At 71.0% G+C, this 24,468-nt stretch carries 27 protein-coding genes; 14 read left to right on the forward strand and 13 right to left on the reverse strand.

Annotated elements, in window-relative coordinates; all coding sequences use genetic code 11:
- Positions 1-8 precede the first annotated feature (8 nt).
- The gene (locus DJ81_RS06955; RefSeq protein ID WP_094581883.1) at positions 9-1,994 is read right to left on the reverse strand and encodes an aconitate hydratase; all 1,986 of its coding nucleotides are present in this window, start codon (positions 1,992-1,994) and stop codon (positions 9-11) included.
- A 266-nt stretch (positions 1,995-2,260) separates the two neighbouring features.
- On the opposite strand from DJ81_RS06955, the gene DJ81_RS06960 reads away from it, so the two are divergent.
- On the forward strand, positions 2,261-2,734 hold the full coding sequence (locus DJ81_RS06960; RefSeq protein WP_094581882.1) for a deoxyuridine 5'-triphosphate nucleotidohydrolase: 474 nt from the start codon (positions 2,261-2,263) through the stop codon (positions 2,732-2,734).
- A 363-nt stretch (positions 2,735-3,097) separates the two neighbouring features.
- Here the strand turns inward: DJ81_RS06960 and DJ81_RS06965 are convergent, their stop codons facing one another.
- The 3 genes from DJ81_RS06965 to DJ81_RS06975 all read right to left on the reverse strand — a co-directional run bounded on the left by DJ81_RS06965 (position 3,098) and on the right by DJ81_RS06975 (position 6,021).
- Positions 3,098-4,474 carry an LLM class flavin-dependent oxidoreductase gene (locus DJ81_RS06965; RefSeq protein WP_094527136.1) on the reverse strand — a complete coding sequence of 459 codons (1,377 nt, stop codon included), beginning with the start codon at positions 4,472-4,474 and terminating at the stop codon, positions 3,098-3,100.
- A 126-nt stretch (positions 4,475-4,600) separates the two neighbouring features.
- Positions 4,601-5,008 (reverse strand): cyclic nucleotide-binding/CBS domain-containing protein, encoded by a 408-nt coding sequence (locus DJ81_RS06970; protein ID WP_094589096.1) that lies wholly within the window; start codon positions 5,006-5,008, stop codon positions 4,601-4,603.
- A 56-nt stretch (positions 5,009-5,064) separates the two neighbouring features.
- Positions 5,065-6,021 carry a DUF5787 family protein gene (locus DJ81_RS06975; protein WP_094589098.1) on the reverse strand — a complete coding sequence of 319 codons (957 nt, stop codon included), beginning with the start codon at positions 6,019-6,021 and terminating at the stop codon, positions 5,065-5,067.
- Positions 6,022-6,200: 179 nt separating this feature from the next.
- Here DJ81_RS06975 and DJ81_RS06980 point away from each other — a divergent pair, with 179 nt between their 5' ends.
- The 3 genes from DJ81_RS06980 to DJ81_RS06990 all read left to right on the forward strand — a co-directional run bounded on the left by DJ81_RS06980 (position 6,201) and on the right by DJ81_RS06990 (position 8,208).
- Positions 6,201-6,584 carry a hypothetical protein gene (locus tag DJ81_RS06980; RefSeq protein ID WP_094522297.1) on the forward strand — a complete coding sequence of 128 codons (384 nt, stop codon included), beginning with the start codon at positions 6,201-6,203 and terminating at the stop codon, positions 6,582-6,584.
- Positions 6,581-7,246 carry an NUDIX hydrolase gene (locus DJ81_RS06985; protein ID WP_394338290.1) on the forward strand — a complete coding sequence of 222 codons (666 nt, stop codon included), beginning with the start codon at positions 6,581-6,583 and terminating at the stop codon, positions 7,244-7,246. Before DJ81_RS06980 ends, DJ81_RS06985 begins: the two co-directional genes overlap by 4 nt.
- A 128-nt stretch (positions 7,247-7,374) precedes the next feature.
- On the forward strand, positions 7,375-8,208 hold the full coding sequence (locus tag DJ81_RS06990) for an NAD+ synthase (protein WP_094522298.1): 834 nt from the start codon (positions 7,375-7,377) through the stop codon (positions 8,206-8,208).
- Between the two features lie 95 nt (positions 8,209-8,303).
- Here the strand turns inward: DJ81_RS06990 and DJ81_RS19145 are convergent, their stop codons facing one another.
- Positions 8,304-8,453, reverse strand: a complete 150-nt coding sequence (locus tag DJ81_RS19145) for a hypothetical protein (protein WP_170938266.1) — start codon at positions 8,451-8,453, stop codon at positions 8,304-8,306.
- Positions 8,454-8,600: 147 nt separating this feature from the next.
- Positions 8,601-9,692 carry an anthranilate phosphoribosyltransferase gene (locus DJ81_RS06995; RefSeq protein WP_094589100.1) on the reverse strand — a complete coding sequence of 364 codons (1,092 nt, stop codon included), beginning with the start codon at positions 9,690-9,692 and terminating at the stop codon, positions 8,601-8,603.
- Positions 9,693-10,039: 347 nt separating this feature from the next.
- On the opposite strand from DJ81_RS06995, the gene DJ81_RS19150 reads away from it, so the two are divergent.
- Entirely contained in the window at positions 10,040-10,198 is a 159-nt protein-coding gene (locus DJ81_RS19150; protein WP_170938267.1) for a hypothetical protein, read from the forward strand.
- An 81-nt stretch (positions 10,199-10,279) separates the two neighbouring features.
- Positions 10,280-11,341 carry an Lrp/AsnC family transcriptional regulator gene (locus DJ81_RS07000; protein WP_094589102.1) on the forward strand — a complete coding sequence of 354 codons (1,062 nt, stop codon included), beginning with the start codon at positions 10,280-10,282 and terminating at the stop codon, positions 11,339-11,341.
- 28 nt (positions 11,342-11,369) lie between these two features.
- Here the strand turns inward: DJ81_RS07000 and DJ81_RS07005 are convergent, their stop codons facing one another.
- A complete protein-coding gene (locus DJ81_RS07005; RefSeq protein WP_094527626.1) occupies positions 11,370-12,149 on the reverse strand; it encodes a bacteriorhodopsin in 780 nt (259 codons plus the stop codon).
- Entirely contained in the window at positions 12,146-13,837 is a 1,692-nt protein-coding gene (locus tag DJ81_RS07010) for a methyl-accepting chemotaxis protein (RefSeq protein ID WP_094527632.1), read from the reverse strand. The genes DJ81_RS07005 and DJ81_RS07010 overlap by 4 nt, the downstream gene beginning before the upstream one ends.
- Positions 13,838-14,021: 184 nt before the next feature.
- Here DJ81_RS07010 and DJ81_RS07015 point away from each other — a divergent pair, with 184 nt between their 5' ends.
- The 3 genes from DJ81_RS07015 (at position 14,022) to DJ81_RS07020 (ending at position 15,687) form a co-directional block, all read left to right on the forward strand.
- Positions 14,022-14,828: an aldo/keto reductase gene (locus DJ81_RS07015; RefSeq protein WP_094522302.1), complete on the forward strand. Its 807-nt coding sequence runs from the start codon at positions 14,022-14,024 to the stop codon at positions 14,826-14,828.
- A gap of 106 nt (positions 14,829-14,934) precedes the next feature.
- Positions 14,935-15,096 carry a hypothetical protein gene (locus tag DJ81_RS19155; RefSeq protein ID WP_170938268.1) on the forward strand — a complete coding sequence of 54 codons (162 nt, stop codon included), beginning with the start codon at positions 14,935-14,937 and terminating at the stop codon, positions 15,094-15,096.
- Between the two features lie 177 nt (positions 15,097-15,273).
- Positions 15,274-15,687 (forward strand): DUF5790 family protein, encoded by a 414-nt coding sequence (locus tag DJ81_RS07020; protein ID WP_094522303.1) that lies wholly within the window; start codon positions 15,274-15,276, stop codon positions 15,685-15,687.
- Between the two features lie 12 nt (positions 15,688-15,699).
- Here DJ81_RS07020 and DJ81_RS07025 read toward each other — a convergent pair whose 3' ends face one another.
- Positions 15,700-16,485 (reverse strand): creatininase family protein, encoded by a 786-nt coding sequence (locus DJ81_RS07025; RefSeq protein ID WP_094522304.1) that lies wholly within the window; start codon positions 16,483-16,485, stop codon positions 15,700-15,702.
- A 113-nt stretch (positions 16,486-16,598) separates the two neighbouring features.
- Here DJ81_RS07025 and DJ81_RS07030 point away from each other — a divergent pair, with 113 nt between their 5' ends.
- Positions 16,599-16,931, forward strand: a complete 333-nt coding sequence (locus DJ81_RS07030; RefSeq protein WP_094522305.1) for a hypothetical protein — start codon at positions 16,599-16,601, stop codon at positions 16,929-16,931.
- A 48-nt stretch (positions 16,932-16,979) separates the two neighbouring features.
- On the opposite strand, the gene DJ81_RS07035 is transcribed toward DJ81_RS07030, so the two are convergent.
- The gene (locus DJ81_RS07035) at positions 16,980-18,923 is read right to left on the reverse strand and encodes an ABC transporter ATP-binding protein (protein ID WP_094522306.1); all 1,944 of its coding nucleotides are present in this window, start codon (positions 18,921-18,923) and stop codon (positions 16,980-16,982) included.
- A gap of 131 nt (positions 18,924-19,054) precedes the next feature.
- Positions 19,055-19,366, reverse strand: coding sequence for a hypothetical protein (locus DJ81_RS07040; RefSeq protein WP_094589104.1), 312 nt, complete (start codon positions 19,364-19,366; stop codon positions 19,055-19,057).
- A gap of 100 nt (positions 19,367-19,466) precedes the next feature.
- On the opposite strand from DJ81_RS07040, the gene rnz reads away from it, so the two are divergent.
- From rnz to DJ81_RS07055, 3 genes are all read left to right on the forward strand, one after another.
- Positions 19,467-20,399 (forward strand): ribonuclease Z, encoded by a 933-nt coding sequence (rnz, locus tag DJ81_RS07045; protein ID WP_094589106.1) that lies wholly within the window; start codon positions 19,467-19,469, stop codon positions 20,397-20,399.
- Positions 20,400-20,475: 76 nt separating this feature from the next.
- Positions 20,476-20,895: an HIT family protein gene (locus DJ81_RS07050; RefSeq protein ID WP_094589108.1), complete on the forward strand. Its 420-nt coding sequence runs from the start codon at positions 20,476-20,478 to the stop codon at positions 20,893-20,895.
- 107 nt (positions 20,896-21,002) lie between these two features.
- The gene (locus DJ81_RS07055) at positions 21,003-21,782 is read left to right on the forward strand and encodes an AAA family ATPase (RefSeq protein ID WP_094527620.1); all 780 of its coding nucleotides are present in this window, start codon (positions 21,003-21,005) and stop codon (positions 21,780-21,782) included.
- A gap of 48 nt (positions 21,783-21,830) precedes the next feature.
- Here DJ81_RS07055 and DJ81_RS07060 read toward each other — a convergent pair whose 3' ends face one another.
- Positions 21,831-22,355: a hypothetical protein gene (locus DJ81_RS07060; protein WP_094524638.1), complete on the reverse strand. Its 525-nt coding sequence runs from the start codon at positions 22,353-22,355 to the stop codon at positions 21,831-21,833.
- A 163-nt stretch (positions 22,356-22,518) separates the two neighbouring features.
- Between DJ81_RS07060 and DJ81_RS07065 the strand changes: the two genes are divergently transcribed.
- On the forward strand, positions 22,519-23,550 hold the full coding sequence (locus tag DJ81_RS07065) for a transcription initiation factor IIB family protein (RefSeq protein WP_094524621.1): 1,032 nt from the start codon (positions 22,519-22,521) through the stop codon (positions 23,548-23,550).
- A 34-nt stretch (positions 23,551-23,584) separates the two neighbouring features.
- On the opposite strand, the gene DJ81_RS07070 is transcribed toward DJ81_RS07065, so the two are convergent.
- Complete coding sequence (locus DJ81_RS07070; protein WP_394338277.1) at positions 23,585-24,463, reverse strand: ZIP family metal transporter; 879 nt, start codon at positions 24,461-24,463, stop codon at positions 23,585-23,587.
- Positions 24,464-24,468: the final 5 nt, after the last annotated feature.

The following is a 24,468-nucleotide window of genomic DNA, read 5'->3' on the forward strand; positions in this document are numbered from 1 at the left end:
CGGTCGCCTCAGTCGTCGGCCGGCGCCGCGCCGGAGCCGTCGTCGACGTGCTGCTGTTTGACCCACGAGAGCTTGCCGCCGGCGGCGAGGATGTCGCGCTCGCGCTCGGAGGCGTCGAGGTCGGCGGTGAACTCCCACTCGCCGTTGACGCTCACGGTGAACTCCTCCTGCCCGGAGGAGACGCCCGCGGGCACGTCGTCGACGATCTCGAGGTCGTCGCCCTGCTCGATCTCCTCGTACGTCTCCGCGTCGATCGCCAGCGGGACGATGCCGAAGTTGAACAGGTTCGCCTTGTGGATACGGGCGAAGCTCTGCGCGAAGACCGCCTCGATGCCGAGGTACATCGGACAGAGGGCGGCGTGCTCGCGGGAAGAGCCCTGCCCGTAGTTCTCGCCGGCGACGAGGACGCCCCCGTCGGCGTCGAGCGCGCGCTGCGCGAACGTGTCGTCGACGCGCGAGAGCGTGAACTCGGAGAGCTTCTCGATGTTCGAGCGGAACTTCAGGATGTCCGCCGTCGCCGGGATGATGTGGTCGGTGGTGATGTTGTCCTCCATCTTGAGGAGCGCCTCACCGCCGTCCACGTCGATCCCGTCCTTGAGCGGCACGTCGCCGATGTTCGGGCCCTTGACGAGACCGTCGTCGATCGCCTCGTCGGGCGAGATGATGTCGGAGTCGGACTCACCCATGCCGGGGCCGTACTTCGTTCCCATTTCCAGGCCGGGCTCCTCGAGGTCGCCGAGGTCGTCCGCGAGGTCGCGCGGGTCGACGATCTCGCCGGTGATGGCCGCCGCGGTGGCGACCTCGGGCGAGCAGAGGAAGACGGAGTCGTCCTCGATGCCCGAGCGGCCCTCGAAGTTGCGGTTGAAGGTGCGCAGCGAGACGGAGTCGGAGGCGGGCACGTGACCGATGCCGATACACGCGCCGCAGGTCGCCTCGGAGAAGTTGACGCCGGCCGCCATCATCTCCGCGGTCCAGCCCTCGCGGGCCAGCATCTCGGACGCCTGCTTGGAGCCGGGCGCGACGATCATCTCGGTGCTCTTGGACACCTCGCGTCCCTCCAGCATCTTCGCGCTGGGGAGGATGTCCTCGTAGGCGCCGTTGGTACAGGAGCCGATGATGACCTGCTCGACGTCGGTGCCCTCGTACTCGCTGACGGGGGCGACGTTGTCGGGCATCGACGGGGCGGCGACGAGCGGTTCGAGGTCGGAGAGGTCGACCTCGATCGTCTCCGCGTACTCCGCGTCGTCGTCGGGCTGGAGGTCGACGTACTCCTCTTCGCGGTCCTGACGGGAGAGCCAGTCTTTCGTCTTCTCGTCGGTCGCGAAAATGGAGGAGGTGGCGCCGAGCTCGGTGCCGAGGTTGGTGATCGTGGTCCGCTCGGGGATCGAGAGGTTCTCGGCGCCAGGGCCGGTGTACTCGAAGATCTTGCCGACGCCGCCCTTGACCGTCAGATCGCCGAGGAGGTGGAGCGCGATGTCCTTCGCGGTCGCCCACTCGGGGAGCTCGCCCTCGAGGTGGACGTTGACGACCTCGGGCATCTCGACGTAGTAGGGGCCGCCGCCCATCGCGACGGCGATGTCGAGCCCGCCGGCGCCGATCGCGAGCTGGCCGAGCCCGCCGGGGGTCGGCGTGTGCGAGTCGGAGCCGAGCAGCGTCTTGCCGGGCGCCGCGAAGTTCTCCTTGTGGACCTGGTGGCAGATGCCGTTGCCGGGCCGCGAGAAGTAGGCCCCGTACGTGCCGGCCGCGGAGCGGAGGAACCGGTGGTCGTCGGTGTTCTTGAAGTCGAACTGGTACGTCTGGTGATCGCAGTACTGCGCGGCGAGCTCCGTCTGGATCTCGTCCATCTCCAGCGCCTCGAACTGGAGCCACACCATCGTCCCCGTCGTGTCCTGCGTCAGCACTTGGTCGATCTCGATGCCGATCTCCTCGCCGGGCGTCAGCTCGCCCTCGACGAGGTGGTCACCGAGGATCTTCTCCGTAATCGTTTGTCCCATATCATCCGCACGTCGCTCTCCCGTGGATATAAAACCCGCGAGTTTCCCGAAAGATCGACCGTGTAGGATCCGTCTGACCGGCAATTCTTGGCGGGAGATCGGCGGGATACCGTTCCCCGTGAGAGCGGTATCCGTAACCAGTTTATAAGGCTCATAAAGGCCGTTATCGGCCGAACTATCTGGATCCCACGTCGGCGGCGACTGGGCCGGGCCGCGTCGCGACCGGGTGCGACACCGTTTAGTCTCGCCCGCGGATTCGGTCGGGCATGTTCGACTCGGGAGCGACGGTCGCGGCGGCGCTGGAAGCCGGCGACGCCGACCTCGACGACGCGCAGCGACAGCCGAACGGCGTCGACCTCACGGTCGGAGAGGTCTTCCAGCAGACGGCGCCCGGACGGATCGGCCGCGACGGGAAACGCGTCGGCGAGCGTGAGCCGGTACCGCTCGAAGACGGCGTCTACCGGCTGGAGCCGGGAACGTACGTGGTCCGGTACGGGGAGCCGGTGCGGATACCGAGCGAGCGGGTCGGGTTCGTGCTCCCGCGGTCGACGCTGCTGCGAAACTCCTGTACCCTCGACACCGCCGTCTGGGACGCCGGCTACGAGGGCGTCGGCGAGGGCCGCCTCGACGTGGGCCACGCTCTCGAGATCGAGCCCGGCGCGCGGATCGCCCAGTTGGTTCTCGCCGCCGCCGATCACGACGGAGCGTACGAGGGGTCGTATCAGGGGGAAAATCTCTGAGAGCGTCGGGGGAGGACCGCTGAGAATATCAGGGGAGGACCGCTGAAAAACGGGCGCGGAGTCGGCGACGCTCGCACGCGCCGGGGGCGCGGCCGCGGAAGACGGTCTTCGCTCGCCGACATGAGGCCGTCGCTCGCCGACATGAGGCCGTCGCTCATCGATACGAAAGGACGAACGGCACGCCCGTGCCGGGAAAAGGTGGCACAGGCGTGCCGTTCAGTAGGTCCCCGCTGACGCTTCGGCCCTCCAAGCGAAGCGTCAACCGAGATAAGCAGTGGAACGCACTTAAGGGTAGCGGGGGCGGCAGGGCTATCGGATTCGGATCCAGTGAAGTCGACAGGAGAATCGGCCGACACGAGCGACCTACCGCCTCGCCGGATGGTCGTCGCGGAGCCGGGACTGCCCCTCGCCGAGCAGCCGCTCGCGGAGGGTGCCGTCGCCGCGGGGAGCGTCGCCGGCGTCGTCCGGGTCCGGAACGAGTCCGCGCTCGCGGAGCTCCGGGACGACGAGGTCAACGAAGTCCGTCAGCGAGTCGGGGCGGACGACCTCTTTGACGTTGAATCCGTGGACGCCGACCTCCTCGTGCCAGTACGCCAACTCGTCGGCGACCACCTCGGGGGTACCGACGATCGTCGGTGAAGTGGTGCCGAGCCCGCAGAACTCCGCGACCTCGCGGACCGTCCACTCGCGGTCCGGCTGCGCCTTCGTGAACGCGTTCATCGTCCCCTGTATCGCGTCCGTCTCGATGTGCTCGACCTTCTGGTCGGGGTCGAGCTCCGAAAGGTCCATGTCGAGGAAGCCGGAGAGGAGCGCGAGCGTCGCCTCGACGTCGACGTGGCGCGTGTACTCCTCGTGCTTCGCCTCCGCTATCGCCTGCGTCTCGCCGACGACAGGGACGACGCCGATGAAGAACTTCAGGCTCTCGGGGTCGCGGCCGTGGTCGGCCGCGCGCGATTTCACGTCGGCCATATACTCGCGAACGCCCTCCTCGGTCGGCTGGCTGGCGAAGACGGCCTCGGCGTTCGCGGCCGCGAACTCCCGGCCACGGTCGGAGGAGCCGGCCTGATACACGACCGGGGTCCGCTGCGGCGAGGGCTCGCAGCCGTGGGGGCCGGGCACGGAGAAGTGCTCCCCCTCGTGGGCGATCGCAGACACCTTCTCGGGGTCGGTGTAGCGCCCGGCCTCGCGGTCGACCTCGACCGCGTCGTCGTCCCACGACTCCTCCCACAGCTTGTAGCAGACGTCGAGGAACTCGTCGGCGCGGTCGTAACGCGTCTGCTTGTCCATCCGCTCCGAGAGCCCGAGGTTTTCGGCGGCCGACTGGAGGTAGGAGGTGACGACGTTGATCGCGATCCGCCCGTCGGTGAGGTGATCGAGCGTGGAGAACTCCCGCGCGAGCTGGTAGGGATGGGTGTACGTCGTCGACCGCGTCACGGCGAACCCGAGGTCGTCGGTGACCTCCGCCATCGCGGGGACGACGAGCTGCGGGTCGCTCGCGGGCGTCTGGACCCCCTTCTCGACGGCCGTGTGCCGGTCGTCGCCGTACACGTCGTAGATCCCGCGCACGTCCGCGAAGAACACCGCGTCGAACCCGCCGCGCTCGGCGGTCCGGGCGACCTCGGTCCAGTACTCCCGGTCCGCGTACTCCGGCGACCGGTCGCCGGGGAAGGTCCACGACCCCGGCGAGACGTGCTCGACGGAGGCCATGGTAAAGAGGTTGAGATGCAGGTGGTCGGGCATGGACGCGGATACGGGAGGCCCCGGTAATACCCCACAGAAAGGGGCGTCACTTGTCGGCGTCGCGGACGCGGGGAGCGGCGGCGGTGAGCCCGACGGGGCGGGACGACCGTGCGGAGGGGAAGCGGCCTACGGAGACGCCGTCTCCGGCGAGGAGACGTACGCGGCGAAGTCGGAGGTCGTGATGATCCCGATGGGCGTGTCGCCGTCGACGACGGGCACGTGGTGGAACCCGTGCTCGACCATGACCGCGGCGATCACGGAGACGGAGTCCTGCGCGCTCGCCGTGATGGGATCGCGCGTCATGTACCGCTCGACGGTCGTCTCCGCCTTCGGCTGGCTCTTCGCGACGATGTCGACGAAGTCGGTCGTGGTGAGGATGCCGACTAGGGCGCCGTCGTCGTCGACGACCAGCGCCGAGCTGATGTCGTTGTCGAGCAGCACGGCGGCCGCGTCCTCGACCAGCGTGTCCGGCGTTACCGTGTGGAGCTCGCTCGTCATCAACCGCGCGACGAACACGTCTTCGATGTCGTCCATACGTGTGAGTCCGTCGCTCGGGGTATAAGGATTCCCACAACGATCGTCCGCGACGGCTACAGGAACCGCGAGAGCCCCGACTGTCTGCGCGGCCCGTCGCCCCCGGGGTCGGCCGCCCACGCGGTCCGTTCGTCGCGGAGCCCGTCGCGGTCGACCGCCGGCGGGTCGGCGGGGTCGTACGCGTCACAGCCCGCGCCGCAGTCGCGACCCGGGTCCACCACTCGGTCGAACCGCTCGCAGTACGGGCGGCCGTCGGCGGTCCCCGTCGCGTGCGCGCATCCCGGGGGCGCCGGACGCCACCCCTTTCCGTACGCGCGCTCCGCGATCCGGCGCCGCTTGCGGGCCAACGCGTCCGGGCCGGCGAGCGCCACGTCGGTCCGGAGCGACCGCTCGTCGCGGATCTCGACGCCGGGCGCATCGGGGTCGAGGGGGGACGGCTCGCGGACCACCTCGCGCTCGCCCGTCTCCGGGTCGAACCGCCAGACGCCGACCGGGTCGGGGATCCGGTTCAAGTGCGCGCGGGTGACGTACGAGGCGGTGGCGAGAATCGCCTCGTCGAACAGGCCGAGCGCGACGTCGTACCGCAGTTGGGCCGCCAGATCGCCCGGCGTCCCGAGGTCGGGCTTGTTCTCGATCGCGGTCAGGGAGCCGATCCAGTCGTCGGGGTATCTGGCGGTCGCGCGCACGACCGGGCGCCCGTCGCGGCGCTCGCGTTCGAGGTAGCCGACCTCGGCCGCGCGTTCGACGACCGCCGCCGCCCGGTCCGGCGGGAGGTCGAACGCCTCGGTCACGGGGACCGCCTCCCCGGGCCCGACCGCCGCCTCGATCGCGGGGTCCGGGATCCGCTCGGGCGCGATCGCCGCCCGCCGATCGAACTCCGGTCCGGGTTCCAGCACGCAGACGTCGACGATCCGGCCGCCGGGGTTCGTGACCCCCGCGCCGAGCTGGCGGGCGACGACCTGGTCCGTCGATTCGAGCGCGGCGCACAGGGCCAGCTCGAACCGGAACTCCATGAAAGAGGTGAGGGGCGCCGGCGAGTAAAGCGCGTCGGCGCGGGCAGGGTTCGACCACGGCGAGCGGCAGGGGAGACGGGACCGCAACGGGAAGGCGGGACCGCGACGGGAGCGGCGGGGAAACGGGACCGCGCCGCCGCGGTCGAAACCGGTATTCCCGGCCGGCGCCAACGTCGACCATGCGCCGGGTCACCCGGAACCTCCTCGTCGCCATTGCGCTGGTCATCGTCGCCCTGCTCGCGTTGGGGGCCCTGCCGAGCTACCTCGGCAGCGGCGATCCCTACTACCTGACCGCCGAGCCGATCGAGACCGACGGGCCGGCCGTGGACGCGAACAACGTCTCGGAGCGCCGGTGGCCGTTCCTGACGAGCGCGCTCGCGAGCGACGACGGTCGCTCCGACCCGTACCGGGCCGACGCGTACGGGATCAAGAAGTGGTTCACCCACACGCCGTTCGACGAGGTGGACGCGCTCGCGCGACAGACCCCAGAGGCCGCGACCGGCGACGCGGTCCGCGTGCGGTACGAGGGGACGGTTTATCGCGTGGAGGTGGTTCGCCCGTGAGCGACGACGGTGAGCGCGCGAGCGACGAGGGCGACGCGCCCCGCCGCAACGACTCGGGCCGCGACGACGCGCCCGCCGCCGACCTCCGCGACCTCCCGGCCTTTTCCGACGGTCGCAACCACTCGCTGCCGGGCGAGCCGGAGTGGCCGGTACGGGAGGTCGCCGTCGAGTACGACCCCGGCTGGTTCGTCGGGGGGTACGACCGCGTCGAGCAGCCGGACGGCTCGGAGAAGAAGTACTACTGGGCGGAGCTGTCGCCGGCGACGGTCGTGATCGCGGTCGCCGACGGCGACGTGCTGTTCGTCGAGCAGTACCGCCCGACCGTGCGGAACACCCAGCTGGAGCTGCCCGCCGGGATCGTCGAGCGCGGCGAGTCGTACACCGCGGCCGGGGCGCGCGAGCTCGCCGAGGAGACCGGCTTCGAGCCCTCGTCGACGTCGCTGTTACAGGAGGTGTGGTGCTCGACGGGCGTGCTCCGGCACACGCGCGGGTACGTGTTCGCCGAGGGGCTGGAGCCGGTCGACGTCGACCACGACAGCAACGAGTTCCTCTCGCCGCGCGCGGTCCCGATCGAGGAGGCGCTGGAGGTCGCACGCGACCCGCCGACGAACGACGCGACGCTGGAGGGGCTGCTGCTCGCCGAGCGGGAGGGACTGCTGTAGGGGGAGACCGAATTTCGACGACGACGAGGGAGCGTGCGGCCCCGGAGCGAAGGCGACGAAACCCGACGAACGTCCAGTTCACGGGCGAGAAGCGGGGATATTAGTCGTCTCGGCCCCTGTCTATTACCATGAGTCAGACCTCGAAGCAGTCGGTGTTGCTGTCGGACGACCCGCCGCTCGACCTCCGTCTCTCGGAGTCGGAGCTGGAGGCGACCCGCGAGCGCGTCGTCGCGTTCATCGGGGACGTCGTCGACGACGCGGGCGCGGAGGGCGCCGTCCTCGGCCTCTCGGGCGGAGTCGATTCGACGCTGACCGCCTACCTCGCCGTCGAGGCCCTCGGCGAGGACGGGCTCCACGGGATCACGATGCCCTCGGCGGTGAACGACCCGGACGTGATGACCGACGCCGAGCGCGTCGCCCACGAGCTCGGGATCGAGTACGACGTGGTCGAGATCCAGCCGATCGCGGAGTCTTTCTTCGACGCATTCCCGGAGGCCGCGGCCGATCAGACGGCGGCCGGGAACGTGTACGTCCGGACCCGCGCGGTCCTCAATTACCTCGTCGCCAACGCGGAGAACCGGGTCGTGCTCGGGACGGGGAACCGCGCGGAGGCGATGACCGGCTACTACACGAAGTACGGCGACCAGGCGGTCGACTGCAACCCGATCGGGAACCTCTACAAACAGCAGGTCCGGCAGCTGGCGGCGCACGTCGGCGTCCCGCGCGAGCTCGTGATGCAGGAGCCGACCGCGGGGATGTGGGAGGGCCAGACCGACGCGGAGGAGATTGGCCTCGACTACGACACCGTCGACGCGATCCTCGCCGTCCACGTCGACGGCGGGCTCTCCCGGGCGGCGACGGTCCGCGAGCTCGACGTGCCCGCCGAGGCCGTCGACCGCGTCGTCGAGCTCCACGATCGCAGCGCTCACAAGCGGTCGATGCCGCCGGCTCCGGAGCGGTAAGCGGCGTCAGCGGGGACGGCGAGGGCCGGAGCGGAGAGCGGGCCGAAGCGGAGAGTGGGCCGAAGCGGAGGGAGTCGGAACGGAGAGCGGGCCGTTCAGGCGTCGTGCGCCCGTTGTTTCGTGACCTCCGCGATACCGGCGTTGGCCGAGCAGTTCGGGCACGCGTGGATCCGGCCGCGCGCGTCCGAGAACACGCGGGCGAACCGGTCGGAGACGTGCGCGTCGCAGTGTTCACACGTGGGCATGGCAGGGGCTCCCCTCGTGTGAGGTGGCGTCGTGTATCATGGTGTTCTGTGCGTGTGAGAGTTGGTCACGAACACCTAAGTGGGCTTTCCGAACTCCGGCCCAAATTACGCCCAAAACTCCGGCCGGTCGCCGGGAGACGGGGGCGGTCAGAACGCTCGCAGGTCTTCGAGCACGGCTAGCGCGGAGCCGTCGTCAATGGCCCCGCGGGCGGCGTCGAGTCCCTCCTCGATCGAGTCGGCGTCCTCGCGGGCGTAGATCCGGAGCGCGGCGTTGACCGCGACCGCGTCGGCGAAGGCGTCGTCGCGCTCGCCGGACAGTACCTCCTCCGTGATCCGCGCGGAGTCGACGGCGACGTCGTCGACCGCGAGGTCCGCCTCTTCGAGGTCCATCCCGTACTCGGCGGTCTCGATCTCGAAGTCGTCGAACGACGCGCCCTCGCTGCCGGCCACGTCGCCGTCGGCCGCGTCCCACTCGGCGACCTTGGTGTAGCCGGGCCGCACGTCGTCGTACCCCTCCATGCCCTGGAACATCAGGACGCGGTCGAGGTCGTGGAACTCGCTCTCGACGAACGTGTCGACCACCTTCTTCGCGAACGCGAGGTGGTAGAAGGAGCCGAGGTGGACGGACGCGCCGGCGGGGTTCGCCAGCGTCTCGATCGTGTTGACGAACGTGCGGACCCCCATCATGTCCCGGCGGTCAAACAGGTCGTCGATCGCGGGGTTGAACGCGGGCTGGTAGTAGAAGCCGAAGCCGGTCTCGTCGACCATGTCGGCCGAGTCCGCGGGGGTCAACTCGGTGTGGACGCCGAGATCTTCCAAGACGTGCTTGTAGGCGTCCTGCTTCTGCGTGGGGACGCGGTCGCCCGAGTGGACGACGACGGGGGTGCCCGCGGCGGCCGCGACCGCCCCGGCCGCGACGCCGAGGATCGCGGAGCGCCCCTTGCCGTCGTAGTTGGCGCCGCAGTCGACGGGGTCGGCGTCGGGTTCGGCGTACTCGACGCGCTCGCACATCACGTCGACGTACGCGCCAAGTTCCTCGGGCGTGTTCCGCTTCCAGCGGTTCGCGAGCCAGAACGCCCCGAGCGTCGTCGGGTCGGGCTCGTCCGCGAGGATGCGTTCGAACGCCTCGGTCGCCTGTGCGCGCGTCAGGTCGTCGGCCGACTTGTGGCCGGAGCCGCAGACCTCGGTCATCAGCCGCTTGAGGGGCCAGTCGCCGAACTCCTGAGTCGCCTGAGCCATACGCGTCGTTCGGGTCCTCGGACGAAAAGTCCCTCGCTCGGCTCCCGTGCGGTGGGAACCGACCGGCCGAGATCGAACCCGGCGAGAGCGGCCCCGTCAAGTGCAGGCCCGGCGAGAGCGGACCCGGCGGGTGCAGGCCCGGCGAGTGCGCGCGAGCGACGAGCCCGCCGACGCGACCGTCTCTCTCCGGTTCCGTGGTACTGAATCACACACACTAAACCACCAATCGTTGTGTTTTCTCTTCTTACACTGTACATTCTAAGTACTCTATCGTCACTAGAGTTTGTAACACACCAAGGTAAGCGTTAGAGTTATATGTATGTCCATCCAGTAAAGAATTGTTCCCGATGACGTCCAAATCCGTGGCCACCGCACTCACGCTGTATCGCGCCCGCACCCTGACGCTCGAACAGGCCGCCACCGTCGGCGGCTGCTCGGCGGCGGAGTTGGAGGAGAGCGCCCGGGCGTTCGCGCCGGCGCCCGGAGCGGCCCCCGCTGACGACTGACTCCTCCGCGACGACCGACGGTTCCCGGAACCGCTGACCACCTCCGAAACCGGTAGGTACGCGCGGTCCCAACGGAACGCAATGAGTTTGGACGCCGATTGGCGGGCCGACATCGACTCGGTCGACGCCGTGCTCATCGACGAGTTCCAGAGCGACTTCCCCGTCGAGTCGCGCCCGTTCGAACGGGTCGCCGGCGAGATCGCGGCCGAGACGAGCGTCGACGTCGACGCCGCGGCGGTGCTCGACCGCGTCCGCGACCTCCGCGAGCGGGGGGTGTTCCGGCGGTTCGGCGCGGTGCTCAATCCGCCCGTCATCGGCTCGTCGACGCTGGCGGCGGTGCGGGCGCCCGACGAGCGGTTCGACGAGATCGCCGACGTGATCAACGGCTACCGGCAGGTGAACCACAACTATCGTCGCGACCACGAGTGGAACCAGTGGTTCGTCGTCACCGCGGGCTCCCGCGAGACGCGCGACGCGATCCTCGCGGAGATCGAGGATCGGACCGGCTGCGAGGTGCTGGCCCTCCCGATGCTGACAGACTACTACATCGACCTGGAGTTCCCCGTGGTGAACGGGGACCGGTTCGCGCGCGAGTCGCTCGACCACACGGCGGTCTCCGCCACCCGCATCTCGGAGGACGCCCGGGGCGACCTGACCGCGCTGGAGGCCGATCTCCTCCTGGCGATCCAAGACGGCTTCCCGCTGTCGGCGACCCCCTACGCCGACGTGGCGGCCGAGATCGACGCCCCCCTCGACGACGTCCTCGCGGCGGTCGATCGCCTCCTCGCGGACGGCTGTATCAAGCGGATCGGCTGCGTCGTCAACCACGTCGTCACCGGGTTCACGAACAACTGCATGGTCGTCTGGGACGTGCCCGACGACGAGCTCGACGAGCGCGGCGAGGCGGTCGGCAGCCTCCCGTACGTCACGCTCTGTTACCACCGCCCGCGCCGGCCCGAACAGGAGTGGGAGTACAACCTGTTCACGATGATCCACGGGCGCGAGGCCGAGGCGGTCGACGCGAAGATCGACGAGCTGGCGGCCGAGCACCTCCCGTTCGACCACGAGCGGCTCTACTCCACGGAGACGCTGAAACAGACCGGCGCGCAGTACGAGGACCTCGTCGCCGACGAAGAGGAGTGAGGAAGGGGTCTATCGGGGTTCAGTCGGTTCAGTCGTCGCCGAGCGACGGCGACGAGCCGTCCGTGTCGGTGCCGGGCGCGTCGCGGCCGCGGCCGCGGACGCCGGCGTCGAGCCCGCTCCCCGCGCCGAGCCGATCGAGCGCGTCCGCGCCGGCGACCGCGACGACGACGAAACCGACCTTCGAGACGACGTCGAGGTAGACGAACACGAGCATCTCCGTGGAGCCCGTCAGGAGCCCGAGCCCGGTGGGCGCGAGCACCCACACGACTGGGTACAGCGTCCAGAGGACGACCGTGATGTTCCGGAGCGTCCCGAAGACGGCGCGGACGCGGTCCCCCTCGGCCGACGCCGAGCGCGGGAGCGCGGCGAGCAGGCCGTAAACGAGCGCGGCGTACGCCGCCGCGGCGACGCCGAACAGGGCCCACGAGAGCGTGCCGGCGGTGACGACCGCGGCGGTCCCGCCGGCGATGATCACCACGTCGACCGCGATCAGCCCGGCGAGCAGCCGGCGCGACGGCCGCGCGAGCAGCCCGAGGTACAGGATCAGCAGCGGCGTCGTTATCAGCCAGTCGACGTAGCGGGCGACCTCGAGGTCGCCGCCGGGCGTCGACAGCACGCCGAAGCCGAGCGCCATCGCGAGGTACGCGAGCGCCGCGACCCCGGTGACGCCGGTGAGAGTGGCGTAGTACCGCGCGTGCGACTCGCCGGTCTCGGACGACCCCGTGAGCCACGCCCACAGCGGCGGGACCGTGCCCGCGCCCATCGCGAGGACGCCGAGCCACGCCCATATCGTCGTGTCGGCGATCATCTCGGGTCACCTCCCTCCCCGGCGGCGCCGTCGTCGGGCGCGCCGGACGAGAAGTCGAAGGCGGAGTCGTCTCCCCCGCCGTCGGTTCCGGGGTCGCCGCCGCCCGCCGTCCCGCCGTCGGAGACCGCCGTCGCCGTCGCGGGCTCCGGGCCCCCTCCGAGCGCGTCGTCGGCCGTGAACTCGAAGCCGCCGACGGCGTCGCGCAGGCTGCGGGCCCGGTCGGAGAGCGACTCGGCGGCGGTCTCGACCGCCCCGAGGGTCCGCTCCTGCTCGTCGACCGCGCCGGTGACGTCGCCGGCCGCGCCGGCGGTCTGCGCGCTGATCGCGGAGACGTCCTCGACGTGGCCGACGACCGCGTCCACGGAGTCGGCCTGCGTCTCCGTGGCGCGGGTGATCTCGGTCATGCTGGTGTCGGTGCGCTCGGAGGCCTCCGCGAGCCGTTCGAGCGCGTCGATCGACGTCTCGACGGTCTCGACGCCGGCGGAGATCCGCTCTTCGGTGCGCTCCATCGCGTTCGCGCCCGTCTCCGCGCGCTCCTGTACGGAGTGGATCCGCGCTTCGATCTCGCTCGCGGACTCCTGCGTCTCCTCGGCGAGCGCCTTCACCTCCTCGGCGACGACCGCGAAGCCGGCGCCCTCCGCGCCGGACCGGGCCGCCTCGATCGACGCGTTGAGCGCGAGCAGGTTCGTCTGCTCGGCGATCTCCGAGATGGTGTCGACGACCTCGCCGATCTCCTCGACCTCCGCGGCGAGCGCCTCGACCTCGGCGGTCGTCTCCGCGGTCGTCTCCTCGACCGCGTCCATCTCCGCGAGCGCCTCCTCCGCGGCCTCCCGTCCCTCCTCGCCGACCGCCGCGGCGTGCTCCGCGGTCTCGGCCACGTCGGTGACGGTGGAGGCGACCTCCTCGGCCGACGACGCGAGGTTCTCCGCCTCGTCGGTCGCCGCCTGGAGGTCGTCGCGCTGGGTGCGCGCCCCCTCGGCGATCTCCTCGACCGCCTCGCTCACGGTCCCGGTCGTCGCCCGCAGGCTCTCCGTGCGGTCGTCGACGGTGCCGGCGACGTCGGCGGTGTCCTCGGCGACCGTCGCGACCGACGCCACCGTCCCCTCCAGCTCGTCGGCCATCTCGTTGAAGGCGGCGCCGACCCGAGCCATCGCCTCGTTGTCGCTCTCGGTGTCGACGCGCTGGGTCAGGTCGCCGTCGGCGAGCGCCCGCATGGCCGACTCGTACTCGGTCGCCTTGCGCTCGACCGTCTCGGCTCGCTGCGTCGCCTCCCGGCGGGCCTCCTCGGCCTCCCGGCGGGCGGTCTCCGCGTCGTCGATCTCGGCGCGGAGCGAGCCGCGCATGGCGTCGAACGCCTCGAACAGCCGACCGATCTCGTCGGTCCGGCCGGTCTCGAGCGTCACGTCGAGGTCGCCCTCGGCCATCCGCTCCGCCTTCGTCGTGAGCTGGCGCAGCGAGATGACCGTGTTCGACCCGACCGTGACGCCGATGAGCGCGAGCCCGATCACCGTCAGCAGCGTCATCCCGATGAGGCCGGAGCGGATCTCCGCGCCGACCGCGCCGATTCCCTCCGTCCGGAGGTAGACGACGGCCCCGTACGTGACTGAGATCCCCGTGACGCCGATCAGCGACAACGCGAGCTTCGCGCCGTAGCTCGACCGGACGCCGGAGAACGGTCCCTCTTGCATGATGTATCGATCCACAGGGAAAGCATCAGGATAATAACTTGGGCAAAAATATCAATCATGAGAACCCTGCGGCGCGAAGTCGGTCGGAGACCCCGTCGACCGACGGGCGGCCCGACGCCGACCCGAGATCGAGGGGAACGAGGTGGACCGGTACGTTCACAGGGATTGCGCCCCCCGGGCAGGTATGTCCGACGCGTTCGATCGGCTCGGGTACGGGACGTACAAGCTGGCGGACGGCGAGGAGTGCGTCGCCGGGGTCGCCCACGCGGTCGAGACGGGGTACCGCCACGTCGACACCGCGCAGGGGTACGACAACGAGGCGTCGGTGTCGGCGGGGATCGACCGCACCGACGTCGATCGCGACGACCTGTTCGTCGCGACGAAGCTCTCGACGGACAACCTCTCGTACGACGACGCCACCGCGACCGCGCGGGTGAGCCGGGACCGGCTCGGCGTCGACTCGATCGACCTCCTGTACGTCCACTGGCCGATCAACACCTACGACCCCGACGAGACGCTGCCCGCCCTCGACGACCTCGTCGACGAGGGCGTCGCCGACCGGATCGGGCTCTCGAACTTCCGTCCCGACCAGCTCGAGGCGGCTATCGACCGGCTCGACCACGACGTGTTCGCCCACCAGGTCGAGTGCCACCCCCTGCTCCGCCAGCCGGAGCTTCGCGAGCTCGCGGTCGAGCACGGCCACTGGCTCGTCGCGTACTCGCCGATCGCGCGCAACCGAGTCGCCGACGTGGACGTCCTGCGAGATATCGCCGCGAAGCACGACGCGAGCCCGGCGCAGGTGAGCCTCGCCTGGCTGCTCTCGAAAGAGCGGGTCGCGCCGATCCCGAAGGCCGCGAGCGCCGATCACGTCGAGGCGAACTGGGCGGCGCGCGACCTCGACCTCGATCCCGTGGACGTCGAGCGGATCGACGCTCTCGACCGCGAGGATCGAGTCGTCGACTTCGACGAGGCGCCGTGGAATCACGGGTGACGGGAGGACCTCCCGGCCGGTTCGGTATATAGCCGTCCGGAGCCGATCCCACCGCTACGACCCTCTCATAGTCGGTTTTACGTCGGTTCCGGCCGACGCCAACACCGTGACCGACCCCGAGACCGATCCCGCCGGTCGGCCGGCGCTGCTCGCCGCGACGCCGAGCGCGGAGTGGGTCGCCGGATGGCTCCGCGCGCTCGCCCTGCTCGCCGGCGCGACGGCGCTGTTGCTCGCGCTGATCGCGTTCGAGCTCCTCGTTCGGCTCTGAGCGGGGCGCGGCGGTCGCGGCGGAATCGCCGCGGCGACGTCGCCGAGCCCCCGCCGTCGCCCGAGGCGGAACTGAACGCCGCGTCGCACCGAACCGCGACCCTGACGTCCCGTCCGTCGCGATTTCACTTCCGCTTTCGGGCGCGTTTTTAAAAGGCGTCGGGACGACGTGACGGGTATGGCCCAGTCCACGTTCGACGACGACGACCTGTTCGGGGAGGCGGCCGCGGAGACGCGCGCGGAGGTCGAAGAGCACCTCGCGGCCGCTCGGGCGGAGCTCCCCGACGCGGACGACGTGTGGGAGACGGACGCGGACAACGTGCTCGGCACCCTCAACGGGCTCAAATCCGCCCTAGACGTCGGCGACGCGATCGGCTCCGTCCGGTCGGCGAAGAAGGCGTACGTGCTCGGGGAGCGCGCCGACGCCTTCGAGGACGCCGACGATCTGAAAGCCGAGATCGAGGAGCTGGAGTCGCTCGTCGGCGACATCGAGAGCGCCGCCGAGGAGGTCGCCTCGCTCACCGGCACCGTCCCCGCGATCCGCGGGGCCCTGCAGGACGCGGCGGAGGCCGCCGAGGAAGGCGACGAGTAGGGTCCCCCGTTTTCACTCGGACTCCCGCTCGACGACCGCCGCCGCGAGCGACGCGAGCGCGTCGCTCGCGAGGCTCAGGAGCTCCTCGCCGCGCTCGGCGTCGCCGGCGGTCGGGTCGCCGACGATGCCGTTCTCGGTGAATTCGTCGGAGTCGTGCGCGAGGTTCACGCCCGAGACCCACTCGCCCCAGCGGTCGGCGGCGCCCTCGCCCGCGGCCGCGACGCGGTCCTCGCGGACGAGGTCGGGGTTCGTCGCGCGCAGCAGCGCCGTCTCCAGCGGGCCGGCGTGGCCCATGTCGGCCCCGTGCTCGCCGACCGCCTCGAACCACGTGAACGCGACGGCGTAGCCGTCGTGGGCGTCGTCCCGGGAGAATCGCCGGGCGACCTCCGCGAGCGCCGCCACGTTGCCGCCGTGGCCGTTGACGAACACGATCCGGTCGATCCCGTGGTGCGGCAGCGATTCGGCCGCCTCGCGGACGTACGCGCGAAAGGCGTCCGGCGAGACCCACATCGTCCCGTCGAAGGCGCGGTGCTCCTCGGCGACGCCGACGGGGATCGGCGGGGCGACCGCGACCTCGCCGGCGGTATCGCCGGGCCCCTCCGTCGCGTCTCCGTCCGCCGATTCGCCTTCCGTCTCCTCGTACGCCGCCGCCCCGGCCTCCGCGACCGCGACGGCGTCGAGCGTGTCGGTCCCGAGGGGCGCGTGGGGGCCGTGCTGTTCGGTGCTGCCGACGGGGACGAACGCGACGTCGACGTCGGCGTCGCGCACGTCGGTCCAGGTGGCGTCCGTGAGTCGCATGCGGTCCCTTCGACGGGACGCGCCGTATAGCCGACGGTCGGACGAGGGGATCGACCGCGAACGGACCGCGAGTCGCCCCGGGAGTTATTCCGATCCGCGATGACAGTCACCTCATGAGTAATGAGAACGAAGACCGCGGTCGAACGGCGGGGGTGACGTTCGGACCGCTGAAGCGGGCGCTTCGCGAGCACGCCTATCCGGTGTCGGTCGCGGAGTTGATCGAGCAGTACGGCGGCTTCGAGCTGGAGACCGGGAGCGGAGGCGAGCGGCTCGAAACCACGCTGGAGCGGTGCGAGCGGACGCGGTTCCACGAGCCGCGCGAGGTGCGCGACGCGATCCTCGACGCGCTGGGCGAGGAGCCGAGAGGGGAGGCACCGACCGCGGGAGAGCGCGGGGAGGAGAGCGAGGCCGACGGCGCCGACGACTGGAGTCAGCTGTCGACGTGAGCGGCCCGAGGGGAGGCGTCGGGGCGCTTCGGCCCGTCCCGTCCCGCCTCAGTCGTCGTCGGTCTCCGCGTCCTCGATCAGGCGCGCGGTGCGCTTCTGCGCGCGGTCGATGAACTCCTGCGGGAGCTCGTCGATCTCGCCGGCCTGCACGCCCCAGAGGTGGGCGTACAGCCCCCCGTTGTCGAGCAGCTCCCCGTGGGTCCCGCGCTCGACGACCTCGCCGCCCTCCAACACGAGGATGGTGTCGGCGTCCTTGATCGTGGAGAGCCGGTGCGCGATGGCGAACGTCGTCCGATCGGCCGTAAGCCGGTCGAGCGAGCGCTGGATCAGCATCTCCGTCTCGGTGTCGACGTCCGAGGTCGCCTCGTCGAGGACGAGGATGTCGGGGTCCTTGAGGACCGCCCGCGCGATGGTGACGCGCTGGCGCTGCCCGCCGGAGAGCTTCACGCCGCGCTCGCCGACCATCGTGTCGTAGCCGTCCGGGAGGTTCTCGATGAACTCGTGGGCCTCCGCGGCCTTCGCGGCCTCGCGGACCTCCTCGTCGGTCGCCTCGAACGTGCCGTACGTGATGTTCTCGCGGACGGTCCCGTAGAACAGGTACGACGACTGGCCGACGTAGCCGATCGACCGGCGGAGCGACTTGAGCGTCACGTCGCGGACGTTCTGCCCGTCGATCCGGATGGCGCCGTCGTCGACGTCGTACATCCGGAGCAGGAGCTTGAGCACCGTGGACTTGCCGGCGCCGGTCGGGCCCACCAAGGCGAGCGTCTCGCCGCCCTCGACTTCGAAGTCGACGTCGGAGACGATGGTCTCCTCGTCGTAGCCGAAGCTCACGTCGTCGTAGACCACGTCGCCGTCGTCGACGACCAGCTCCTCGGCGTCCGGGTCCTCGGCGAGCCGCGAGGGCTCGTCCATCAGACCGAAGATCCGCGCGGAGGAGGCGCGGGCGCGCTGGTACATGTTGATGATCTGCCCGAACTGCGCCATCGGCCAGATGAACCGCTGGGTGTAGAGGATGAAGACGACGAACATCCCCTCGGAGAGCTCGCCGGAGAACGGGCCGGGCGGACCCTGGAACACCCACAGTCCGCCGATGATGAACGTGATCACGAAGCCGATCCCGGCGAGCACGCGGAGCGCCGGGAAGAACTTGATCCGGGTCGTGATCGCGTCCCAGTTGGCGCCGAAGTAGTCCATCGAGACATCGTCGACGCGGTCGGACTCGTACGGCTCGGTGTTCGACGACTTGATCACCTGAATACCGCCGAGGTTGTTCTCCAGCCGGGAGTTCATCTTGCCGACCGTCGACCGCACCTCGGCGTACTTCGGCTGGATGGTCTTGATGAACAGGTAGGTGAACCCGGCGATGATCGGGACCGGAAGCAGCGCGACCAAGGCGAGCTGCCAGTTGATCCAGAACAGCAGGACACCGATCCCGACCACCATCACGGACAGGCGAAACACGGAGTTCATCCCGTCGTTGAGGAACCGCTCCAGCCGGTTCACGTCGTTCGAGAGGATGGACATCATCTCCCCGGTCTGCTTGTCAGAGAAGAACTCCATGTTGAGCCGCTGCATCTTGTCGTAGGTGTCCGTCCGGACGTCGTGTTGGATGTTCTGCGCGAACGCGTTGAACCCCCAGTTCCGGATCCAGTGGAACCCCGCGCCGAAGAGGAACGCCCCGGCCAGCACCGCGATCGTGAACCAGAACTGCTCGGTCTGCGCGGTCGGGAGCCACGCGTCCGGTAGCAACACGAGCGGGATCTGCTCGTTGAACGGGGCCTCGCCGCGGAAGATCGCGTCGAGGGCGATACCGAGCATAAGCGGCGGGAGGAGGTCGAGGAGCCGCGCGAAGACGCTGGCGAGGACACCGACGGAGACCTGCGGGAGGTAGTCGCGACCGTACTCGAGGAACAGGCGTTTCATCGGGTTATCGATCTTGTCCCGTTGTTCCTCGAAGGGGTCGTCTTCTTCCCATTCGACGCTACTCATTACCGTTTCATATCGTATCGCGCCGCAAATAGGTTTCCTTCGAACCGAAATACATCGGCGGAAATCTCCGGTTTCGAAGGCCAACGACCGCGTTTCTGTCGTCGGCTACCCCTGCGAGCACGAGCGGCCCCTCACACCTGCCGGCGTTCGACGGACGGGTCGACGTCGGCGGCGGCGAGGTCCTCGCGGATACGCCGTCGGAGGGGATCGGGGATATCGTCGCGGGGCACCGGGGAGGCCGTGGCGGTCGCCGTCGCGGCGTCGGTCGCCTCAGGGCCGTCGCCATCGGCGACCGGCACCGTCCAGTAGATGACCCGCTCGGCGTCGGCGTAGAACTCCACCGCGAACCGGTCCCCGCCGCCACCGTCGTAGTGGACGCGGGCGGCGTCGCCCTCGGCGCGCCACCCCTCCCGTCCGACCAGCGCGGCGATCGAGTCGTGCATGGGCGCGCTCGGGCCGGCGGACACATGTGGGTGTCGCCGTCGGGGCGCGCCTCCCGCCGTCATCGATACCGGTTTACAACCGCCGCTCCGACGTGCGGGCATGTCCCTTCGCGTCACGTTCCTCGGCACGGGCGGCGCCGTCCCGACCACCGAGCGCGCGCCGAGCGCACTGTTCGTCAACCGCGAGGGCGACCGCCTCCTCTTCGACTGCGGCGAGGGGACCCAACGCGGGATGATGCGGTACGGCACCGGGTTCGGGATCGACCACGTGTTCGTCTCGCACCTCCACGGCGACCACGTCCTCGGGATCCCGGGCTTGGTCCAGACGCTCGGGTTCAACGACCGATCGGCGCCGCTGACGGTCCACTGCCCGCCGGGGACGGGCGAGGACCTCCGCGACCTCGTCCACGCGGTCGGGCACGACCCCGCGTTCCGGGTGCGAATCGAGGAGGTCGCGCCCGGCGAGGTCGCGCTCGACGCCGACGGCTACGCGGTCCGCGCGTTCGAGACGGAGCACCGGACCGTCTCGCAGGGGTACGTCCTCGACGAGGACGACCGGCCCGGTCGGTTCGACCGCCCGAGGGCGGAGGAACTCGGCGTTCCCGTCGGCCCGAAGTTCGGCCGGCTCCACGACGGCGAGCCCGTCGAGGCCGAGGACGGGACGGTCGTCGAGCCGGATCAGGTCGTCGGCCCGCCGCGGCCCGGTCGGACGCTCGTCTACACCGCCGACACGCGCCCGCGAGAGCGGACGGTCGAGGCCGCCGCCGGCGCCGACCTCCTCGTCCACGACGCGACCTTCGGCGACGACATGGCCGACCGCGCCCGCGACACGGCCCACTCGACCGGCCGCGAGGCCGGGGAGATCGCCGAGCGCGCGGACGCGGAGCGGCTGGCGCTCGTCCACATCTCCTCGCGGTACGCGGCCGACGCCTCGCCGATCCGTCGGGAGGCGATGGAGGCGTTCGACGGCGACGTGCTCCTCCCGGACGACGGCGACCTCGTCGAGGTGCCGTTCCCCGACGCGGAGGAGTAGGGTCGGCCGAATCGTGGCCCGGATCGACTCCCCCTTCCGGGAAAGCTTGATGAGTCGCGCCGCCGACCCCTCGCGTATGTCAGACGACTGCATCTTCTGTTCGATCGTCGCCGGCGACATCCCGGCGCGGACCGTCCACGAGACCGACGACGTGCTTGCGTTCCTCGACGCCAACCCGCTCGCACGCGGGCACACGCTCGTGATCCCGAAGTCGCACGCGCAGCACGTCGGCGACCTCGACGAGGACCTCGCGAGCGAACTGTTCGCGACGGTGACCGAGCTCACCCCGCGGGTGCAGGCCGCGGTCGACGCCGACGGCGCCAACGTCGGGATCAACGACGGCGAGGCGGCCGGGCAGGAGGTCCCGCACGTCCACGTCCACGTCATCCCGCGGTTCGAGGGCGACGGCGGCGCGCCCCTCCACGCGGTGGGCGGGACGCGACCCGACCTCTCCGACGACGAACTGGACGCGGTGGCCGAAGCGATCGCCGGGTGAGGGCGGCCCTCGTCGACGGCCGAGTACCGCGCCCCTGATAAACGGCGGCCCTCGTCGACGGCCGGCGTACGACAGAGTTAACAGCGAAACTCCGAGTAGCCGACCGCATGCAGGCGACGACGCTCGCGCTCGTCGGAGCGACCGGCGGCGCGGGGACGACACGGACCGCCGTCGAACTGGCCGCGCTGGGCGCGAGGGACGGCCGCGACGTGGCCGTGGTCGACGCGGCGTTCACGACGCAGGGGCTCTCCGAGTACGTCTCGGGGCGGATAGACCCGGACGTGACGGCGCTCGTCACCGACGAGACCGGCGCGTCGCTGTCGGCGGCGGCGTACGCGACCGACACCGGGTCGAGCGATCGTGACGGGGAACCCGATCTCTCGGGACGCGCCGATCTGCTCCCGGCCCGCGCGCCGTTCGAGCGCGCCGCCCGCGCGAAGACGGCCGAGGCCGCGCGGAAGTTGGAGCGACGGATCGACGAGGCGGCGACCGCGTACGACGCCGTGGTCGTCGACGCCGCCCCCGTGGGGTCGAACGAGGCGGTCGCGGCGGTCACGGCCGCCGACCGCGTCGAGGCGGTGACCCCGGCGACGGCGCACGGCCGCGACGCGCTCCAGCGGCTCCGCGGCCGCGTGGCCGACGTCGGCGGGAGCGTCGACGGGACGGTCGCGGTGGCTCGCGCGGAAGGGCCGGCCGAGAGCGACGTCGGGGAGAACGCCGACACCCGGCTTCCGGCCGTCGACCCCGCGGTCGAGAGCGCCCCCGCGGCGGCGACCGGGACCGGCGACTACGTCGCGGCGCTGGCCGAGACGTACGAGCGCGCCTTCGACGCGGCGCTCGGGATCGAGTTCGAGGAGCCGGGGCTGGTCGATCGGATTCGGTCCTGAGGCGGTCGGAAGGACGGTGAGGAGCGGAATCGAAGGCGGTCGAGACGGTCAGCGCAGGCCGTCCGGCGACCCCAGCGCGCCGCCGAGAGCGTCGCCGTCGCCGCGGAGGCCGTCGCCGAGCGGCGCGGAGCCCGCGACGTGCGCGTCGACGGCCTCGGCGACCGCGGGGACCGGGTCGTGGGTCTCGACGTACGTCGCCAGCGCGAAGTCGGCCTCGTCGCCGCCGGCGAGCGCGACCGCTTCGCTCCGGGCGGTCCGTCCGTCGAGCCAGTCGCGGACGACGCTCCGGCGGCTCGGCGCGAGCGGGCAGACGCCCTCGACGCCGCAGCGGTGGAGCGCCTTCGCGCCCGTCATCGGCGTCACCCCGGCCTCGCGGGCGGCGTCGCCGACGCTCCGCCCGGCCGTGTACGCGTCCACCAGCGTCGCGGTCGCGGCCGGGGTACACGGGAGGTCGTCCGCGTGCGCCGCGAGCCGGTCGACGAGCGGCGTCTCCGTGTCGTCGGCGACGGCGACACCGCGGTCGCGCTGGCTCGCGGTCACCTCCACCCCGTCCGCGATCTCCGACAGCGTCATGCGAACCGATGGCTCGGTCAGCGGGTTAAAACCACCGTACTGCGGCGGTGCGAGACCGCCGATCACCGACCGGTAACCGGTCGGTTCGAACGCGTCGATCCGGCCGATCACCCCCGAATTCGCCCGGGTTTAAGTAAGGCATCGGGCCCGAGTTCGACGTGTGATGAGTCAGGCACGCTCGACCCGCGTCCGTTCGCACCGCACCGAGACCGCCGACCGCGCCGCCGAGACGACCGCCGACGGAGAGGCGACCGCCGATCGCGAGGCGACCGCCGACAGCGAGACGACCGCTGCGGCGGGGGAGAGAGAGGCCGAAGGGACGCCGGCGACCGGACCGACCGCCGTCGACGAGTGTCCCGAGTGCGGCGGTCGGACCCGCGTCGACTCCGCCGAACGCGTCTGTACGGAGTGCGGACTCGTCGTCGAGGCCGATCGGATCGACCACGGCCCGGAGTGGCGGTCGTTCGACGACGACGACGCGAACCCCAAGCGCACCGGCGCGCCGCTGACGCGCTCGCGGCACGACCGCGGACTCTCGACGGAGATCGGTCGCTCGACACGCGTGAAGGGGCGCAAGCGCCGGCGGCTCGCCCGGATGCGGACCCAGCACAACCGCGCGCAGATCTCGACGAAGCGCGACCGCAACAAGGTGTACGCGTACACCGAGATCCGTCGGCTGACCGGCGTCTTGGAGCTCCCCGACAGCGTCCGCGACGCGGCCTGCGCGCTGTTCGACTCGGCGCAGGACGAGAGCCTGCTGCGGGGGCGGTCGCTGGAGGGCTTTTCCGCCGCCTGCGTCTACGTCGCCTGCCGAACCGCCGACGTGGCCCGCACGGTGGGCGAGGTGTGCGCCGAGGCGAAGGCGACCGAGGACGAGCACCAGGCCGCCTTCGACGCGATGAACCGAGAGCTCGGGCTCCCGATCGGCCCGACCGGACCCGCGGAGTACCTCCCGCGGTTCGCGAGCGACCTCGGCTGCGCGGCCGACGTGGAGCGGCGGGCGGGCGAGCTCGCGGAGCGCGCCGTGGAAGAGGGGATCGCGAACGGCCGCAACCCGGTCGGCGTCGCCGCCGCCTGCCTGTACACCGCGGCCCGCGAGCTGGGCGCCGACTGCACGCAGCGGGAGGCGGCCGACGTCGCCGACGTGACGCCCGTGACGGTCCGGCGGACGTACGTGGACCTGACCGGGGAGTGAGCCGGGCGCGACCGGGGCGCCGCGGGGGGAGCCGTCAGCCGATCAGGAGCCAGCCGAGGACGACGGCGGTCCCGCCGACGACGGAGCTGACGGCCGCGTGAGTGCGGAGTCGGTCGCGGAGGCGGTGTCCGTCGGCCGCGGCGTCCGCGGGGCAGGTCTCGCTTCCGGCCGTGCACTCGGGCAGCAGATCGACGGCGACGTGGAGGAACACGCCGGCCCCGACGCCGAACAGCAGACCGCGGACGGTGCTGGACGGGGTGACGCCGACCGCGGCGACCGGGAGGGCGATGAGGCCGACGGCGGCCGCCGGGAGCGCGAGCACGGCGACCGACCGGTCCCGCCCGGCGAGGCGGCGCGCCGCGGCGTACCCGGCCGGCGCCTTGTGCGAGACGAGCGCGATACCGAGCAGCGACGTGAGCGACGGCATCGCGCCGTAAATGGCGCCGATGATCGCGCCGGCCGCGAGCGCGTGGACCGTCAGCTCCGCGGCCGTGTGGTCGACCGGGAGATCGAGGTGCGTGAACCGGTGTCCGAGCGAGTGACCGGCGTACCCCGCCAGGAAGCCGACGGCGATGCCGAGGCTACCGAAGCGCCCGTGTTGGGCGAGCGCTTGCGGGATCAGAAACAACGCCGTGCTCGTCACCATCGCGCCGCTCGCCAGCCCGTACCCCCAGACCGGTTCGAGCGGGTGATCGGCCGCCGCCGCCCGGGCGCCCAGCGGCGCGCCGAGCGCCATCGCACCGAACGCCACCCACGAGATCGCGGGTAGCTTCCACGTGACGTCGGTCGCGAGCGCGAGCGCCGAGAGAGCGACGAGCGCGAGCACGCCGGCGCCGCCGATCGCCCGCTCGCGGGTCGACAGCGGGACCCGATCGCCGTTCGCCCGGTCGGCGATGTCTTCGAAAGACACCATTGTGC

This window comes from Halorubrum sp. Hd13, assembly GCF_002252755.1.
GTDB lineage: Archaea > Halobacteriota > Halobacteria > Halobacteriales > Haloferacaceae > Halorubrum.